The organism is Natrinema salsiterrestre, from assembly GCF_029502005.1.
In the GTDB taxonomy this organism is placed as follows: Archaea; Halobacteriota; Halobacteria; order Halobacteriales; family Natrialbaceae; genus Natrinema; species Natrinema salsiterrestre.
This window is the reverse complement of record NZ_JAMQOT010000005.1, coordinates 354,159-370,925: the sequence shown is the minus strand read 5'-3', so window position 1 is coordinate 370,925 and position 16,767 is coordinate 354,159. Positions and strand designations below refer to the sequence as shown.

The 16,767-nt window shown below is 61.7% G+C and carries 17 protein-coding genes; 12 read left to right on the top strand and 5 right to left on the bottom strand.

Annotation, left to right across the window (positions count from 1 at the left end; genetic code table 11):
• Positions 1 to 937 precede the first annotated feature (937 nt).
• Positions 938 to 2,008 (bottom strand): CNNM domain-containing protein, encoded by a 1,071-nt coding sequence (locus tag NDI89_RS16070; RefSeq protein ID WP_277522875.1) that lies wholly within the window; start codon positions 2,006 to 2,008, stop codon positions 938 to 940.
• Positions 2,009 to 2,154: 146 nt separating this feature from the next.
• Here NDI89_RS16070 and NDI89_RS24070 point away from each other — a divergent pair, with 146 nt between their 5' ends.
• The gene (locus NDI89_RS24070) at positions 2,155 to 2,547 is read left to right on the top strand and encodes a universal stress protein (RefSeq protein ID WP_425607762.1); all 393 of its coding nucleotides are present in this window, start codon (positions 2,155 to 2,157) and stop codon (positions 2,545 to 2,547) included.
• Positions 2,520 to 3,089, top strand: coding sequence for a DUF2238 domain-containing protein (locus NDI89_RS16060; protein WP_277522874.1), 570 nt, complete (start codon positions 2,520 to 2,522; stop codon positions 3,087 to 3,089). Before NDI89_RS24070 ends, NDI89_RS16060 begins: the two co-directional genes overlap by 28 nt.
• Positions 3,090 to 3,256: 167 nt before the next feature.
• Here NDI89_RS16060 and NDI89_RS16055 read toward each other — a convergent pair whose 3' ends face one another.
• Together NDI89_RS16055 and NDI89_RS16050 are read right to left on the bottom strand one after the other, a co-directional pair.
• Positions 3,257 to 3,640, bottom strand: a complete 384-nt coding sequence (locus NDI89_RS16055; protein ID WP_277522873.1) for a DUF7522 family protein — start codon at positions 3,638 to 3,640, stop codon at positions 3,257 to 3,259.
• Positions 3,641 to 4,115: 475 nt separating this feature from the next.
• Positions 4,116 to 4,754: a helix-turn-helix domain-containing protein gene (locus NDI89_RS16050; protein WP_277522872.1), complete on the bottom strand. Its 639-nt coding sequence runs from the start codon at positions 4,752 to 4,754 to the stop codon at positions 4,116 to 4,118.
• 84 nt (positions 4,755 to 4,838) lie between these two features.
• Between NDI89_RS16050 and NDI89_RS16045 the strand changes: the two genes are divergently transcribed.
• The 5 genes from NDI89_RS16045 to paaE are packed head-to-tail and all read left to right on the top strand — an operon-like array spanning position 4,839 to position 7,533.
• Positions 4,839 to 5,777 (top strand): Phenylacetic acid catabolic protein, encoded by a 939-nt coding sequence (locus NDI89_RS16045; protein WP_277522871.1) that lies wholly within the window; start codon positions 4,839 to 4,841, stop codon positions 5,775 to 5,777.
• Between the two features lie 4 nt (positions 5,778 to 5,781).
• The gene (gene paaB / locus NDI89_RS16040) at positions 5,782 to 6,126 is read left to right on the top strand and encodes a 1,2-phenylacetyl-CoA epoxidase subunit PaaB (RefSeq protein ID WP_277522870.1); all 345 of its coding nucleotides are present in this window, start codon (positions 5,782 to 5,784) and stop codon (positions 6,124 to 6,126) included.
• Entirely contained in the window at positions 6,123 to 6,959 is an 837-nt protein-coding gene (gene paaC / locus NDI89_RS16035; protein WP_277522869.1) for a 1,2-phenylacetyl-CoA epoxidase subunit PaaC, read from the top strand. The genes paaB and paaC overlap by 4 nt, the downstream gene beginning before the upstream one ends.
• Before the next feature lie 2 nt (positions 6,960 to 6,961).
• A complete protein-coding gene (paaD, locus tag NDI89_RS16030; RefSeq protein WP_277522868.1) occupies positions 6,962 to 7,372 on the top strand; it encodes a 1,2-phenylacetyl-CoA epoxidase subunit PaaD in 411 nt (136 codons plus the stop codon).
• Positions 7,369 to 7,533, top strand: a complete 165-nt coding sequence (gene paaE / locus NDI89_RS16025; protein WP_277522867.1) for a 1,2-phenylacetyl-CoA epoxidase subunit PaaE — start codon at positions 7,369 to 7,371, stop codon at positions 7,531 to 7,533. Before paaD ends, paaE begins: the two co-directional genes overlap by 4 nt.
• Before the next feature lie 84 nt (positions 7,534 to 7,617).
• Here paaE and NDI89_RS16020 read toward each other — a convergent pair whose 3' ends face one another.
• On the bottom strand, positions 7,618 to 8,079 hold the full coding sequence (locus tag NDI89_RS16020; protein WP_277522866.1) for a MaoC/PaaZ C-terminal domain-containing protein: 462 nt from the start codon (positions 8,077 to 8,079) through the stop codon (positions 7,618 to 7,620).
• A 578-nt stretch (positions 8,080 to 8,657) separates the two neighbouring features.
• On the opposite strand from NDI89_RS16020, the gene NDI89_RS16015 reads away from it, so the two are divergent.
• Both NDI89_RS16015 and NDI89_RS16010 read left to right on the top strand, forming a co-directional pair.
• Positions 8,658 to 9,401 carry an alpha/beta fold hydrolase gene (locus NDI89_RS16015; protein WP_277522865.1) on the top strand — a complete coding sequence of 248 codons (744 nt, stop codon included), beginning with the start codon at positions 8,658 to 8,660 and terminating at the stop codon, positions 9,399 to 9,401.
• Between the two features lie 312 nt (positions 9,402 to 9,713).
• Positions 9,714 to 10,367 carry a bifunctional 4-hydroxy-2-oxoglutarate aldolase/2-dehydro-3-deoxy-phosphogluconate aldolase gene (locus NDI89_RS16010; RefSeq protein WP_277522864.1) on the top strand — a complete coding sequence of 218 codons (654 nt, stop codon included), beginning with the start codon at positions 9,714 to 9,716 and terminating at the stop codon, positions 10,365 to 10,367.
• A gap of 143 nt (positions 10,368 to 10,510) precedes the next feature.
• Here NDI89_RS16010 and dgoD read toward each other — a convergent pair whose 3' ends face one another.
• Positions 10,511 to 11,665, bottom strand: a complete 1,155-nt coding sequence (gene dgoD / locus NDI89_RS16005; protein ID WP_277522863.1) for a galactonate dehydratase — start codon at positions 11,663 to 11,665, stop codon at positions 10,511 to 10,513.
• Between the two features lie 806 nt (positions 11,666 to 12,471).
• On the opposite strand from dgoD, the gene NDI89_RS16000 reads away from it, so the two are divergent.
• From NDI89_RS16000 to NDI89_RS15990, 3 genes are all read left to right on the top strand, one after another.
• The gene (locus NDI89_RS16000; protein ID WP_277522862.1) at positions 12,472 to 13,332 is read left to right on the top strand and encodes an SMP-30/gluconolactonase/LRE family protein; all 861 of its coding nucleotides are present in this window, start codon (positions 12,472 to 12,474) and stop codon (positions 13,330 to 13,332) included.
• 247 nt (positions 13,333 to 13,579) lie between these two features.
• Positions 13,580 to 14,758, top strand: coding sequence for a class I SAM-dependent methyltransferase (locus NDI89_RS15995; RefSeq protein ID WP_277522861.1), 1,179 nt, complete (start codon positions 13,580 to 13,582; stop codon positions 14,756 to 14,758).
• 198 nt (positions 14,759 to 14,956) lie between these two features.
• Positions 14,957 to 16,243: a family 43 glycosylhydrolase gene (locus NDI89_RS15990; protein ID WP_277522860.1), complete on the top strand. Its 1,287-nt coding sequence runs from the start codon at positions 14,957 to 14,959 to the stop codon at positions 16,241 to 16,243.
• The last annotated feature ends 524 nt before the right edge of the window (positions 16,244 to 16,767 follow it).

Below are 16,767 nucleotides of genomic sequence, written 5' to 3'. Positions count from 1 at the left end.
CGACAACTGGGAACCGATCGGATCGCGTTACGGTCGATGAGCGGTGATCTAACTCGACGACGGATGGCACTGGTCGTCCGCCGTTTCCGATACCAATACGAACGGATCGCTCGATTCAAGCCGTCATCGAGTACGCACAACCGCACCGTCTGAAATCTACCTGTGAACTCGAGGAGAAATGCGACAACGTAGAGACGGCGTTTGTCGTCGATTCGGCTCCACGGTTCGACGCTACACTCCGCCATCACGAGTTCCGATTCCGGTACGAAAAACACGGAAGCCGACCCCCTGTTAGATATATAATTTATAATATGGTTTAGATCACCTACCAGTTCAAAATTGTTTTGAACGCCCGAATTCAGCAACCGCTGACACGAGGCTACGGAACCGCGTATATGCTGGTACCGGCTACTCTGGGCACTGTAACGCGGACAGGCGCCTTCTCATACGCTGGTATACACGTCTGGCAGCGATCGGTGCGTTTCGTTCCCCTTCAACGATGTTCTCCCGGCGATATACTGGTTCTCCGTAGCGTCGACCGTCCGGGCCTCGAGGCTATCCCGGACGATGCCGTCCACGAAGTTACTATCCGCTAATCGACTATCTAGACTATCCGTAAAGACATCTCTTCCATCTCGCTCGCGGAAGTCGATACCGGCCGTCTCGCACCGAGTGAGACTCGGTCCGTTGGTGGGGAAATCGAGTCGCCTCTGAACGGTCGATCCGTGGTCGAACGCGATCTCGCGAGCACTCGAGCGCAGCGATCGACGGCTCGCTGCCATCGACGGAATCGGAACCGAGAGCGAATTCCGAATTTCGTCGGACCGCCTGAGTGCGGTCCTGTCCTCGTCCGGGGACGAAACGGGCAGCGACGGTTCGGCAGCTGGTGGAACTCTCCCTCGAGTTCGATGTACACCGCCCGGGAGACTGGTGTTCGTCAGGACCGATCCGGGACGAAGTCCACCGTGTCGAGTGGATCCTCGAACGCACCGACCAACTCCTCGAGGGCGTCCGTGGCCGTGAGCAATCCGACGATCTCGCCGTCGTCCGCAACGAGTGCGAGTTCCTGGTGAGCCGCCTGAAGCTCGTCGATCGCGTCGCTAATCAGCGTGTCTGCAGGGAGCGTGTTCGGTGGGGTCGCGAGATCCTCGAACGTCACGTCTCCGCCACGAAGCTCGTCGATTCGGTCGACGACCGTTGGAACGTAGACGATGCCGACGAACTCGGCGGGCGTCCCCTCGATCAGTGGAAATCGAGTGTGGGGAGTCGAGCCGATACGCTCGAGGTTTTCGTCGACTGACGCGTTCGTCGAGAGAAAGACGGCATCCTCGATATCGGTCATCGCGTCTTCGATCGGTCGTTCGCCGACGGTAAGCGCGTTGATGATCTCTTCTCGCCGGTCGGTCGGGAGGTCGCCCTGCTCGAGGACGGACGTCAGCCGATTCCGGAGGTCGGCCCGCGTCTCGATGATCTCCGTTTCGGTCTCGAGCCACGCGCCGGTCATCTCGATTCCGAACTGTCGGAGCGTCCACTTCGCGACGGCGTCGCCGAACCAGATCACGGGCGAGAGCAGCCACGCGAACCAGTACAGCGGCGTCGCGCCGTATCTGGCGACGAACTTCGTTCGCTCGACGCCGAGGTAGGTCGGCGTCTGTTCGCCGTGCGTGAGGTGGAGGAGGTTGATAATCACGAACGCGAGGAGTGCGCCGGCCCCCGCAGATGCGAGCGCGGTATCTGCGAAGATCGGTCCGATGATCGTCGCGAGGGCCGGTTCGGCGATGATTCCGACGGCAATGCTCGTCGCGCTGATCCCGACCTGGCAACTGGTGAGATAGATCTCGAGATCGTCCGTCATTTCCCACGCGCGGCGAAGCCCCGGTTCGTCGAACGCTGACTCGGGGTACTGGCGGACGCGCGTGAGCGCGAACTCGATCGCGACGAAGAAGCCGTTCGCGAGGATCAGGCCGATGCCGGCGATCAACCGGAGGCCGATTTCGAGGGGGTCCATTAGATCCGCATTTCGTCGGCCCGTCGTATCAAAGCATCCTCAGTTCCCGTGTCATAGAACCGTTCCGCTTACACGGGAGCGACTCGAGTAGACGACCTCGAAGTAGCGACTAGTACTGAAGGTCGTGCGCGTCGAGTCCCGGGACGATGTACGAGCATATCCTGCTCTCGGTCGACGGGAGTGACGAAGCCAGACGGGCGGCGAAACGCGGTCTCGAGTTTGCCCGGGCTTTCGGTGCGACTGTCGACGGTCTCCACGTCGCCGATTCGAAGACGCCCGGCCGCCACACGCCGTCCGGGATCTCCTCGAGGTCGTCCCATTCCGTTTCGGGAACGACCGAGATCGATCCCGTCAGAAGTATCGACATCCACGGGAGACCCTCGAACGATGACCGAATTCTGTCGCCCTCCGTGCCCGACGGCTCGTTCGTCTCTTCAACGGATACCCGCAGGGCTGTGGACGTGACAGACGATACTCCATCTTTATCTGACAGACGCCTGTATAGAGGGATATGCGACCGTCGATCGTTCGAGAGATAGAACGCGGTACCCGGTACGGACTCGTGACGGTGCTCGCCATCGGCGTTCGCCGCCGGGATCCCGGTGCTGCGGTAAACGCTATCCTCGGGTTCGTTGGGATCTCTCTTCCAGACGTTATCGAACGGCGATACGACATGGAGTTCCGACCGTGGCAGCGCGTCTATCTCGAGACCGCCATGCTCACGCACGCCGTCGGCATGCTCGGTCAGTACGACGACGTCTGGTGGTGGGACCACCTGACGCACACCCATTCGGCGACGATTCTCGGCGGACTGACTTTCGCAGCGGCCCGTCGTCGCGGGCGCGATCCCCGCCCCCGGGTCATTGCTGTCGTCGCCTGCGCCGGGATCCTCTGGGAACTCGTCGAGTACACGATTCACGCGACGGCCAACCGAATCGGCTTCGAGCCGGTACTCGTCACCTACGGGAAGACCGACACGTTCTACGACCTCGTTTTCAATCTCGTCGGTGCCGGTATCGTACTCGTCCTCGGCGATCATCTTCTCGGAAATTTCACCGCGTCGGCGGGCGACCGTCGATAGCTGCGTCTCACGCGGTAGAATCGGCTCCGTTCTGGGCTGTTGCGACGGATATCAGCGCGAACCGCGAGCGCTATCTCGATCTCGTCCGTCGGTCGGACAATATCCCGAACACACTGCCCGTCCGGCGAGGATTCCGGACGCGTCCCCCGTACTCCTTCAACTCTCTGTCACGGAGCGGTGTCGTCCAGTACCGTCCTGATGGCCGTCGCCACTTCGTCGAACTCGTTCATGTTGAGTGAGTCGGTCGTCACGTAAACGCCGTGTTCTCCATCGATGACCCGAGTGACGTACCCCCACTCGAAGGAGCGGATCGTGAATTCGTAGTCACCGAGCTCGGAGTCACCGTACGTCTGCTGGGACGTGAACCCGAGTCGTTCGTTCGCGACGAACCGTTCCGTATCGGCGTCTCGCTCGAGGTCGTCACGGAGGTACAGCTGCTCGTAGTCGTCAGCGGTGAAGTAGGTGATACTTCGGAGTCCATCACCGATCGCCGTCCGGCAGACGCTAATCAGCTCGGCTTCGAGTTCGTCACCGATCATTGACGCCGTCATGGTCGGACATACAGCCGGTCATTATATAGAGGTCCGTGCCAAGTCCCGCCAATTGGTATTCAATCACACGCTTTTTGCTTCGATCATCGGGACGCGAATCACCGGCGCGTCGGCGTTTCGAACGACGCTTTCCGTGACACGTCCGAGGAGCTGTCGCTGATGCCGATCACGACGAGACCGATGTCGTCGCGTCGACACCCGTCGAAATCACTCTCGTCGCGGATCACTCACAACGAGACCGGTTCGACACGTCAGCGCCTCGGGTGCTCTCCGAGAGAGTTCTCCGTAACGACCGACCGATGAAACGTTCCAACTCGGAGGGTCGCATGAATTCGGACCGGTCGGTCGGACCTGATACGTCACGGTTGATTCCGGCGATGCGCCGGATACGCCGACCGCTTTCCGCGGCCCGACTCCAACTCACTCGATACAGCACCGTCTCCCGGTCGGTCGAGGATCGGGTTCGGTTGTTGAGTCAGCTGAAGAGGTCCGTGAATAGAGAGTCCTGTGCTCGTCGGAGCCGCTCGAGGAACGCAGACTTGCTGATGCCCATCTCGTCGGCGACGTCGGTCGCGGTCGCCTCCCGGGGAACGCTGAAGTAATTCATCTCGAGGGCGCACTGAACGCTCTCGATTTGGGCGGGCGTGAGATCCCACCGACTGGCAACCGGTTCGTCGTCCTCCTCGTGAAGCCGGCAGATGCGTTCCAGTCGAACCCCGACGGTTTCGCCCGCAGTTTCCATGACGCCCGTCAGTACGTCTCGGCCGACGACCGCTCCGGTCAACAGCGCTTCCCCGTCGCGGTATTCGATGGCGTCGACCAGTAGTCCGGCACTGATGAGCTGATGGATAACGCAGGGGTGTTTCGAGAGACAGCGGTAGTTATCGCGGTCGACCGTTTGCGATCGGTGCAGGTAGCGGATCCGGTCATCGCGGTCGAGCGTGTCGGCGAAGTCGTCCGCCGATGGCGTGCTGAACTGAAGGAGGACGTTCCCGTCGTCTCGGATCTGAGGCGGCTGTGCAGTGACGTCCGTCCCCGTCAGCCGCGTCGCCTCCGAAAGCGGGCAGTCATCGCCCGTAATGCGGAAATCGACGATCAGACAGTCACTGATCATTACCGTCGTCTATTCGAAACCGAAATATAAATCCACCACATAGGCGGGTAAATCGGTAAGGAACGATACGACGAACCATCCGATATGGATCTCGAGACGGTCAGAAAACGCGCGGGCCCGCGGGAGTTCGGTCCCGCGGACGATATGCCGGAACGATATCGCACCGCGGCGACCCGAATGATCCAGTTTCACGCGAACAGCGAGGTCATGGGCGGCTACCTCGACAAAACGTTCACCCGAAAGGCACCGTCGCTGGATCGGAAACTGGCGAACACGGCGAAAGTACAGGACGAAATCGGCCACGCACAGCTGCTGTACAGAGCTGCTGAGACGTTAGGTGTGAAAACCCGGGCGGAGATGCTCGAGGAACTCGCGAACGGTGACGGGAAGTTCCTGAACTGCTTTCACTATCCCGTCGATTCGTGGTACGAGGCGCCGATGATCGACTTCTTCGTCGATGGCGGTGCGATGCGTCGGCAGGCAACGTTGAAATCGACGAGCTGGACGCCGTACGCACACGCGATGGATAAGATCTGTTTCGAGGAGGGGTTCCACGTCAAACACGGCGAATCGATCCTTCGCGAGCTGATGAACGGGTCGAAAGCCACGCAGGAGCGCACGCAGGAGACGTTCGACGAATGGTGGCCTCGCATCCTCCAGTTCTTCGGACCGACGAACGACGAGAGCGTTCATGACGACTTCGGCCGGGCCGTCGGTCTCAAAACGGTGACGAACGACGAACTCCGGAATTCCTTCCTGAACATGTACATCCCGAAGGCCGAAAAACACGGGTTAGAGATACCGGAGTACCCGCGTATTTACGAGCGCGATGACGGGACGATGGCCGTTCGCGAGGACGATCTCGACTGGGACGAGTTCCGGACCATCTCGAGGAACGAATACGAGGGATCGCACGAACAGATCGGTTCGCGACGCCGACGACAGGAAGCGGTCGACTGGGTCCGAAAATCGCTGGACTCGTGGGAGTCCAGTGCCGGAACCACCCCACGGGCGGCCGATTAGAACGATGATCTGGGAAGTATTCAGACAGGAGGCCCCGGGCGACTACCACGAGCACGTCGGTAACGTCCACGCGCCGGATCGTGAGATGGCCAAATTATTCGCCCGGATTCAGCACGCCAGGCGAATGCAAACGAACTCCCTGTGGGTCACACCGCGGGAGGAGATTGGTGAGGTCAGCGCCGAGGACGCCGCGTTCGACGGTCGAACTGACAAGTCCTACCGGTGGGCGATGACGTACAACGAGATCGACGCCTCCTTCGCCGAGGAGGTCGCTGACAGCGAATCCGAACAACGCGAAGCCGCTCGGAAGCGCCGAGAGGCGCTCCGAGACGAGGGGAACGAAGCATGAGTGGGACTCCGAACTCCGAACGCATCGGTCGAGCCGATCTCTCCGCCGAACAGCAGGTCGCGCTCGAAGCGTTACTCTTCCGCCTGGCGGACGACGAGTTCGTTCACGCCGAGCGCCTGACCGAGTGGCAGATCTACGCGCCGACCCTCGAGTCGGACCTCGCGATCGCCAACATCGCACAGGACGAGTTCGGCCACGCGCGACTGTGGTACGATCTCCTCAAACGGCTCGGGTACACGGAGCCGGAGTGTCTCTGGGAGCGAGATCCGACCGAGTGGACCCACAGTCTACTCGTCGAGCGTCCCTTCGGCGACGGTGACTGGGCTGACGCCGTTCTCCGCGGCTATCTCTACGACGTCGCGGAGCGTATCCGCCTCGAGGCGGTGGCTGACACGAGCTACGCACCGCTGGCGGACCGCGTCGGGAAGGTCCTCGAGGAGGAGAACTACCACCGGGAGCACGCCGTGAACTGGCTGGAGCGATTGACTGCGGACGACGACGGGCGTGGTCGGGTGCAGGACGCGCTCGACGAGCTGTTCCCCTATGCGCTGTCGCTGTTCCACCCGGGGCCGCGCGAGGAGGATATCGTCGAATTCGGCTTCCGAACGGAGCCGGTCGCGGAGATGCGTACCCAGTGGCTCGAAACGGTCAGTCCGTTTCTGGAGTCGCTGGATCTGACCGTTCCCGAGCCCGACGAGGTGGAGCGACCCGATGAACGCGGTCGCGACGGAACGCATACCGATGCGTGGACCGAACTCTACGACGAGTTCACGGCGACGTATCACGAGCTCGAGTTCGAAACGCCCGCCACGCTCCGCGCAACGGAGGAGTGACAATGCCGACGGACGTACCGATGGATTCCGAGGCCTGCACCTTCACCGAATTCAGTGACGGTGACCCGTCCAGTGAGTATCCGGAAACCGGAGCGGACGCAACGGGAATCGAAGCCGAGGTGTGGAAGGCACTGTACGAGGTCGAAGATCCCGAGATGCCCGTCAGTATCGTCGATCTCGGTCTCATCTACGACGTGAGCGTCGAGGGCGATCGCTGCGTCGTCGAGATGACGCTGACCTACACGGGGTGTCCCGCTCGGGATATCCTGCTGAACGACGTCGCGTGTGCGGCCGAAACGGTAGCCGGCATCAGTGAAGCGACCGTCACGCTCCGGTATTCGCCGGAATGGAACGTGGCCATGGTGACCGACGAGGGGAAAGACAGGCTTCGAGACTTCGGGCTCAGCGTATGACGACGGAGGATCCAAGCACGGCGACGACGGGGGAAGACGACGCCCGCTGTCCTTACTGTGGATCGACGGAAACGAACCGCGACCATCCCAAGGGCCCCTCGCTCTGTCGATCGATGTACTTCTGCGAGCGCTGTCAGGAGCCCTTCGAGACGTTTTCCTGAGGAGTATCCGGCGGTCTTCGGCTCTCCTTTCCCGCTTCTGAACGGGAGACCGCTCGCTTCGAACGAACCGCCGAACGTCGCGGGCTACTCCTTCGTCTTAATCAGGAATTTCATATCACCACGGAAGACGACGGTACCGTCCTGGTTCGTCATTTCCGTGTCGAGAACGACGAGACCGACGTCGTCGCGATCTCCGATCTCTTTCTTCTCGTCGACGACGATCTCGAGCGAGACCGTGTCGCCGATGTGGACCGGTTCCGGCAGGTCCATGTAATTCATTCCGAGGAACGCGTACGCGGTCCGTTCGACGATGCCCGTTCGATACACGAATCCCGTCGCCTGGACGAACGTCATCGGTCCGTGAGCGATGCGCTCGTCGAAGTCTTGCTCCGCCGCGTACTCTTCGTTCGTGTGGAGTTCCGTCCAATCGCCGCTCAACGCCGAATGCATCACGAAATCGGTCTCAGTGACCGTCCGACCGACGCTCTGGAACTCCTGTCCCGGCTCGAAGTCTTCGAAATGGTGTGGCCTGTAACTATACGCCATACCCGTAGTACCAAACCGTCATGTAAATAGCTTATCTAGATTTTATGATTCTAAATCGGTCGGGCCGTGACCTTCCAATCTCGGCAACGAATGCAGTCGAACCGATAGAGTCGGCGACGGCGGAGACGAACTCAACGGCGATCGGGAATCGAATCAGTAGTTAAAACCCCGATATAGGGGGGCGAATTTATAATCGGTTACCGCTCCCCTTACTAGTCGAACATGTGCACCCGACCGACGTCGAACGGCCGCCGAAATCCGGCGATGTCTCCGTCATAAGCCGAACATAGAACGTCTTCTGGATGAACGATGCGAGACGGCCGAACGAACCGCAACCTCGAGTAGCGTCACGCTCGATATTACAGCCATATGTATGTAAATGATACCGCACCGCCGTCCCGGATCGCATCGACCGTACTGGACGAACCGTCGAACGGCCTGCAGTCTGTCGGGAGAGAGAGAACGGAGAACGGGTATTGACTGCTGAGATGAGTCGGATCACACCGCCGTCGGAATTGGACTTGCAATCGAGCTGGTCGTCGGACCACGTTACGGTCAACGGGTGTCGACACCGGTACGTGAGATCGGGGACGACCGACGGACCGACCGTGCTGCTCGCACACGGGTTCACGGACAACTGGCAGTGCCTCTCCCCGCTCGCGGCACGGTTCGTCGACGACCACGACGTGATACTCTACGACGCCCGCGGTCACGGGTTGAGCGAAGCCCCGGACGCGGGGTACGATGCGGAAACGATGGCGAACGATCTCGGTGAACTCTGTGAAACACTGGACATCGTAGATCCCGTTCTGTACGGGCACTCGCTCGGAGCGGATTCGGTCGCTCGTGTCGCCCGGCGGGCAGACCTGCAGCCTCGAGCGATCGTTCTGGAGGACCATCCCGCACAGCTCTTCGCGGCGCTCGGCGGGGATCACCTGTCGAACAAGCGCGACCAGCTCGAGCGGTGGAGTACCGCGACGCACGCATCGTTGCGCGAGCGGTTCGAACCGCAACACCCCCGCTTCGCCGACGTACTGGCCACCGCTCGGAAACAAGTGCGACCGCACGTGCTGGGGATTACGAAGCGCGGATTCGAACCGCTAGACCTCGCGCTCCCGAACCCGCCATGTCCGACGCTCCTCCTCCGTCCCGACCCCGCCGTCGCCTCCTACACGGATCCCGAACGGGACCGCCAGTGGGCGAACGGAAAGACGAGGGTCCACACCGTCGACGGAGCGGGGCATACGATCTTCCGAGATCGCCCGTCCCTCTGTCTCGATATCGTCGAGGAGTTCCTCGCCGAGCACGGTCTCCTCCGGTGAGTGAATCCAGAAGCACTGTGTTTCTGATCGGCGAACGATCGAGCCGTGTAACGCCGTCATTCGGTCGGTCGTTCGAGAAAACCGTCTCCTCGCCGGTCGAATGTTCTCATTACGAAACGTAATCGCAGTCATGTGGCGTCTTTGCCACCCTGCTCGCATCGCTGAACCGCCGCTGATAAGCCGCCGTGAACTGCCCGTCACCTATCAACGATCAGGGTGCCGGACGGAGAGCGGCCAGCGGATCGAGTACCCACTGGATACGTCGATCGCGGAAGTCATTACGTTAAAGAGACCGCTCCGCTAAACGAGGGTATGGCAAATGAAACCGAGGTTCGGGACCGAATCATCGACAGTGGCGTCGTGGCAGTCCTTCGCGGCGTAGACGAAGCGCAGATCGCGTCGGTCGCTCGGGCGATTCACGAGGCGGGCGTCACCGCGATCGAGGTAACTGCCGACGGCAAACGAGCGAGCGAGAAGATCGCCGCGGTGGATCGGGAACTGACGGGTACCGATGCCGTCGTCGGTGCCGGTACGGTGCTCGATGCCCCGACGGCGCAGTCGGTTATCGACGCCGGCGCGGAGTTCGTCCTCGCGCCGGACTGCAACCCCGAGATGATCCGCACCTGTAACCGGCGGGGCGTCGTTTCGGTTCCGGGCGTGATGACGCCGACGGAGGCCGTCAGGGGCATGGAGGCCGGCGCAGATATGCTCAAGATGTTCCCGGCGACGACGGTCGGTCCCGACCACATCGGCGCGATACAGGGCCCGCTCGGGGACGTCGATATCATGCCGACCGGCGGCATCTCGCCCGACAACGTCGGCGACTTCTTCGACGGTGGTGCCGTCGCCGTCGGTGCCGGCAGCGCGATCGTCGACTACGACGCCATCGAGGCCGACGACATGGCCCGGGTGCGGGAGACTGCCGCCTCGTTCGTCGACGCCGTCGAATCGGCTCGGTCCCGGTAACGGGCCGGAGAACTGACCCCGTCTTCTTGTCCCGCGATCCCGCGCTCGGACCGGGTACCGATCGCGGTCCGGCTGGCGAGACGGAACGGCGTTCCGTTCGTCACGGTTTCGTTTTCGACGGGGCGATGGGTCTTCGCCGTACGTTACCACTCTGCAACGCTCCCGTCTTCGTTTCGCCAGACCGGATTGTGCCAGTCGACGGTCTTTTCGGCCTGCTGCTCGACGTAGTCCTCGTCGATACTGATCCCCAACCCGGGCTCGGTGGGGACCTCGATGTAGCCGTCGTCGTACCGGAAGACGTCTCGATTCTCGAGGTATTCCAGAATGTCGCTCGATTCGTTGTAGTGGATGTTCAGGCTCTGTTCCTGAATCAGGGCGTTCGGTGAGATCGTGTCGACGTGAACGCATGAGGCCAGCGCGATCGGTCCGAGCGGACAGTGCGGGGCGAGTGCGACGTCGTACGCCTCCGCCATCGCGGCGATCTTCTTGACTTCGGTGATCCCGCCCGCGTGGGAGAGGTCCGGCTGGATAACGTCCACCGCACCGCTCTCGAAGATCTCCTTGAAATCCCATCGAGAGTACAGTCGCTCGCCCGTCGCGATCGGGATCGTCGTGTGCTGGGCGAGGGTGTGGAGTTCGTCGTTGTGGTCCGACAGGACCGGTTCTTCGATGAACATCGGATCGTACGGCTCGAGCGCTTTGGCCAGTCGCTTGGCCATCGGTTTGGAGACGCGGCCGTGAAAGTCGACGCCGATGTCGATTTCGGGTCCGACGCGTTCCCGGACCTCTCTGAGCCGATCGACGGCGTTCTCGATGGCTGCCGGATTGTCCACCCGGCGAAGCTCCGAGGTGGCGTTCATTTTCAGCGCGGTGAATCCGTTCGCGACTTTGTCGGCGGCCGCGTCACCGACCTCCGACGGTCGGTCACCGCCGATCCACTGGTAGACGCGGATCCGATCGCGAGCACGGCCGCCGAGGAGCTCGTAGACGGGTGCGTCGAAGCGCTTCCCTTTGATGTCCCAGAGCGCCTGATCGATTCCGGCGATGGCGCTCATGAGGATCGGCCCGCCGCGATAGAACCCGCCGCGGTACATCGTTTGCCAGTGGTCCTCGATTCTCGCGGGATCGTTCCGAACCAGATAGTTGTCCATGAGCTCCTCGACTGCCGTTCGAACCGTCGCCGCTCGCCCTTCGACGACCGGTTCGCCCCAGCCGACTATCCCGTCGCTCGTTTCGATGCGGAGGAACAACCAGCGGGGCGGTACTTCGTACAGGTCGTAATCGACGATCTCGGACATGTCTCAGTTGGTGCTCGTGGCGGATATCGCGGTGGCACTGTCTCGGATAGTCAGTCCGTCGTCGGGAGCCGATCCCCCGGACGAAATCAGGGACTGCTCACACAGCCGTGTGACTGGTCTCATGCGTGGCTAAGGGATTACCCCCGGCTATTATAAATATTCTCCAACGTGAGTCCTTTTGACGGATCGGGTCCCTGATTGCTGGAACGTTCACTCTTCGATTTCGTGTCGCCCGAGCGCACCCAATCCGGGTAATAGTCCGATGTAGAATCATTCGCCGAAATATAAAAATTTTGTATTGTAATTGAAACGGATACGAACTTCGAGCGGTGATGCATGAGCGAGTCTCCGCAGAGCTCGAATAGGGCTCCTAACTGATCGATACACATATTAAAAAATTAAATACAAGCTAGCATATATGTATATGGCCATAAATTGTGTATGTATAATAACCTATTGTCGAACTAGATTAAAGTAGCCGTAGCGCTCTTCCTCTCGGTGATTAGCGTCTGACTTCAGTGGAGAAATCATCGAAGAATCGTCCCGTCTTCATGTTCTAATTTCTGGGTTCCGGGATGGGTGGGCTCGGACTGTATCCCTCTTGACCATGGCAGCACCACCGGGATGGACCCTAGAAATTAAGAACTTTCAATATACCATATACCGTATGGAATTGGCATCTATTAATTAGAACTACGTATTCAGAATCCGATATAAAACGCGATATATCGCTACTCTACACTGTCATCTGGGAATATAGTACCACAAACTAGATGATTTAAGGGATATCCCTCAAATCGGGTATCATGGTTCGTGTCGAACGCGTCGCTGATATCCACGCGCATACTGGTGAGGGGCCGCTGTGGCACCCCAACGACCAGCAATTGTACTGGGTCGATATTCCGGCCGGCCGGCTCTATCGGTACGATCCCGGGACCGACGACCACGAGATCGCGTACGAAACTGACGGGGCTCCGCTCGGCGGGTACGCGATCGAAGCCGACGGCGCGTTGCTCCTGTTCACCCACGGGGCCATCAATCGGTGGGATCCCGGCGACGACGCCGAGCCCGTCGCTTCGATCGACGCCGACACGCGATTCAACGACGTGATCGCCGGTCCCAACGGACGGGTCTTCTGCGGGACGATGCCCGGGGAGGAGACGCTCGGCGATCTCTATCGCCTCGAGCGGGACGGCACCTCGACGGTCGCGATCGAGGACGTCGACATCCCCAACGGGATGGGGTTCGCCGGCGAGACGTTCTACTTCACCGAGTCGGAGGCACGCCGGATCTCCGCGTACGAGTACGATCGGGCGACCGGCGAGCTGTCGAACGAGCGGACGGTCGTCGAGACGCCTGCCGACGACGGCGTCCCCGACGGCATGACGGTCGACGAGGAGGGCTGCATCTGGTCCGCGCGGTGGAACGGCGGGCGCGTCGTCCGATACTCTCCGGACGGGGAGCAACTCGACGAGATCGAGCTCCCGGCGCGAAAGGTCTCCTCCGTCACGTTCGGCGGCCCGGAGTACAGCGATCTCTACTTGACGACCGCCCTCGACAACGGCGATCGGGAGACCGAAGGCGACGGTGCGGGGGCACTCTTCCGGGTCTCGGACGTCGACGTCTCAGGCGTTCCCGAATACCGGTCGGGAATCGCTCTCGAGTGATTACTCTGTGACGATTGTGTGGTCGCGGTCACCGACGACGGCACGCGGATCGCGTGATCGGCTCGTCGCGCCACTCCGAAGCGGTCCGCTGTCACTACACGTCACTCGGATAAACCTTTAAATTCGCCTCAGTTGATACGTACCTGTATGACACGGCCGGTGCAGAGCGACCCTCGTTGTCCTGCCGACCATCGAGACGAATCGAATCAGTACCGCCGACCGAGCTCTCCCGGACAGCACGCGACCGATGTCTGAGCAGACCGCTTCCCAGACGACCTACCAGCGTCGCCTCGACGACCGAGTGACCGCGCTTACAGCGGCTCCCGACGCGACGGTTGCGGACGTGATTCGGAACGCCCGCGGCGCGTTCCCGACCATCGTCTACGACCGGTTACGGGAACGGGGCGTCGCCGACACGCTTCCGACCGGCACCCTCGAGTCGGACGGCGAAACGGACGCCGTCCACACGCCCGAACTACACCCCCTCGACTACGAGTGGTATTTCACCGCGGAGGCGACGACCGCCGTCGCCGACAGCCTCCGAGAGGGTGGCGAACCGATCCTCTGTCTCGGCGCGCCGACTGTCGCCGTCCGCCTCGCTCGGCGGGGGGTTCCCGTGACGCTCGTCGATCGGAGCGGCCGGGTCGAAAAGCGGTTCGCGACCGACCTGGAGTCGCTCCGATTCGTTCGGGGCGACGTCCACGAGCCATTGGACCTCGAGTCGACGTTTTCGGTCGCGTTCTTCGATCCGCCGTGGTATCCCGAACACACGGAAGCGTGGCTCTATCGGGCCTGCCAGCACGTTCGCCCCGGCGGGCGGGTTCAGTTCGTGTTGTTTCCGCCGCTCGTCCGCCCGTCGGCGGCCGAGCAGCGCCGCGACCTGCTCGAGACGGCCCGTCGGGTCGGGACGGTGTCGGTCGACGAGGATGCGGTCGCGTACCGCACGCCGGCGTTCGAACGGCGCGTGCTCCGGGACAGCGACGTCCCGGTGGTCTCGGCGTGGCGTCGCGCCGATCTCGCGAGCGTCGACGTCGCCGACGGGAGTGCGCTGTCGGAGCCGCCGACCGTCGCCAGCGACGGGGACTGGCAGACGTTCGTCGCGGAAGGACAGGTGGTGAAGCTCCGAGAGGACGTGACCGGCGATCCGGAGGCGGTGCTCGCGCCGATCGAGGGCTGCGAGGGATACGTCCTGCCGAGCGTCAGCCGGCGGGACGCTCGGCGGCAGAACGTCGACCTCTGGACCTCGCGCAACCGCGTCGCGAAGGTGGGGAATCGGGCGGCCGTCGCGGAGGGACTGCGACTGCTCGAGACCGGCGCGACCCTGTCGGAGCTGTCGGAGACCGAATTCATCACTGGGCTGTCAGCCGAACGGAAACAGCACCTCGTGGCGCAGTTGGACGCCATTCTAGAGTCGCAGTCGGATTGACGGTCGTCTCCGGACTGCCGGCGTTGGATGGATCGACCGTCATCTCCGCAGTGGAACGAGTGAGCCAGCAGTTCCACTCGCGGACCGAACAGTGTCCGCGGGGAGTCGAAACTACATACCTCACACTATCGTAGATAAAATTACGTTTAATATAGAGAAATTATATGTGGCTTCAGCGCTGAGTGGGAGTACGATACGATGCGCGATACTCGAACGAACGTGGACAGACGGGACGTGTTACGGGTGGTCGGCGCGGGTGCGGTAGCCACTGCGAGTCCAATCGGCGTCAGCGAGACGGGACGCGCGGCCGAGCAGGAGGACAGCTACCGCAATCCGACTGGACCGATCGGGTTCGGCGACGTGAGCGTCGTCCGGACCTGCGACGGCATCTACTACGCGTACGGGACGGAAAACCCGGAGGACGTGGTTCCGATCGCCCGGTCGACGGATCTCGTGAACTGGACCTACATCGGGTCGGCGTTCGAGACCAAACCGGACTGGCGGGACGATCCGGACGCGGGGGTGTGGGCACCGTCGGTCGCCGAGTACGACGGCGAGTATCACCTGTACTACTCCTACTCGACCTGGGGGAGCCAGGACAATCCGGGGATCGGGCTCGCGACCGCGTCGGATCCCGAGGGGCCGTTCACCGATCGGGGACCGGTGTTCCGCGCTGCGGACCTCGGGATGACGAACGCCATCGACGGCGAGCTGGTGGTCGTCGACGACACGCCGTACATGGTCTGGGGAAGCTGGTACGGCATCTACGGCGTCGAGTTGACACCGGACGCTGCGGACTACGTCCCCGGCACCACCTTCCACATGGCCGGGGACAAGAAGGAGGGGCCGATGATACTCGAGGAGAACGGCTACTACTACCTCTTCTACTCGACGGGCCACTGCTGTGACGGTGCCGACAGCACGTACGAGGTCGCGGTGGGCCGATCGGAGTCGTTTTTCGGCCCCTACGAGAACCAGCGCGGGGAAGACCTCCGCGAGTTGAACGCCCATCACGAGGGCGTCGCCGTGCTTTCGGGAACGGAGGAGTTCATCGGGCCGGGTCACAACACGGCGATTCAGGACGACGAGGGAGAGTGGTGGATGGTCTATCACGTCGAAGCCACTGCGGACCGAGACGTGCGCGTGCTCATGATCGATCCGATTCGGTGGGACGACGACGGGTGGCCGATCGTCGGCGACGATGGAACGCCGAGCGCCGAGTGGTCGGTTCCCCCGGCAGGCGCTGACCGGTGTGGCGATACCGGCGACACGGTTGCAGTCGGCGACTACGAGGCCCGCGACCCCGATGACGACGGCCGCTATGAGGACGTCAACGGGGACGAGACGACCACCCACGGTGACGTCAATGCCCTCTTCGAGAACCGAGACGCAGACGGCGTCCAGAACAACCCCGAGGCTTTCGACTTCGACGAGAACGGCCGATTCGGCTTCTCGGACATCCTCGAACTGCTCGAAGAGATCTGATCGAGTGACCGTCCCGTCGGCGCAGCCCAGCGCTGCTCGACGTGTTCCGGACGCGGGTCGCTCGCGGCCGCTTCCGACACGCCCGAATCGGTGCCCCGGTCGCCATCCAAACTGATGAGGGAGAAAGTTAATTATTGTTCGATACAATTCTCCGCTACCGCCGTAAATCCGCTCCCGTCGGGGGCGAAATGGCGGTACCAGACCGGACAGGAGCACAGGAAACTGTACGTTACGTCGACACACCACGGATCAGGCACCCACCTGCAACCACGACATCCGTAACTCTACGCGCAGACGCGTGGGAGACTCCCCACCCCTCCCACTCGCTGCGGCTATTGTGGAGTGCGGCCAACTCGTTTCCGGAAACGGACCGGAGCCCACCGCGAGAACGCGACCACACGTTCGACCGGTCGTGACGTTCTCCGAGACCCAGTCCTTCCTGGAGAGACCGCCCGCGATATCGGTGTGATCGTCTCGACGAGCAACCCCACGTACCAGGTATCTTCTATATCGATACCATGAAA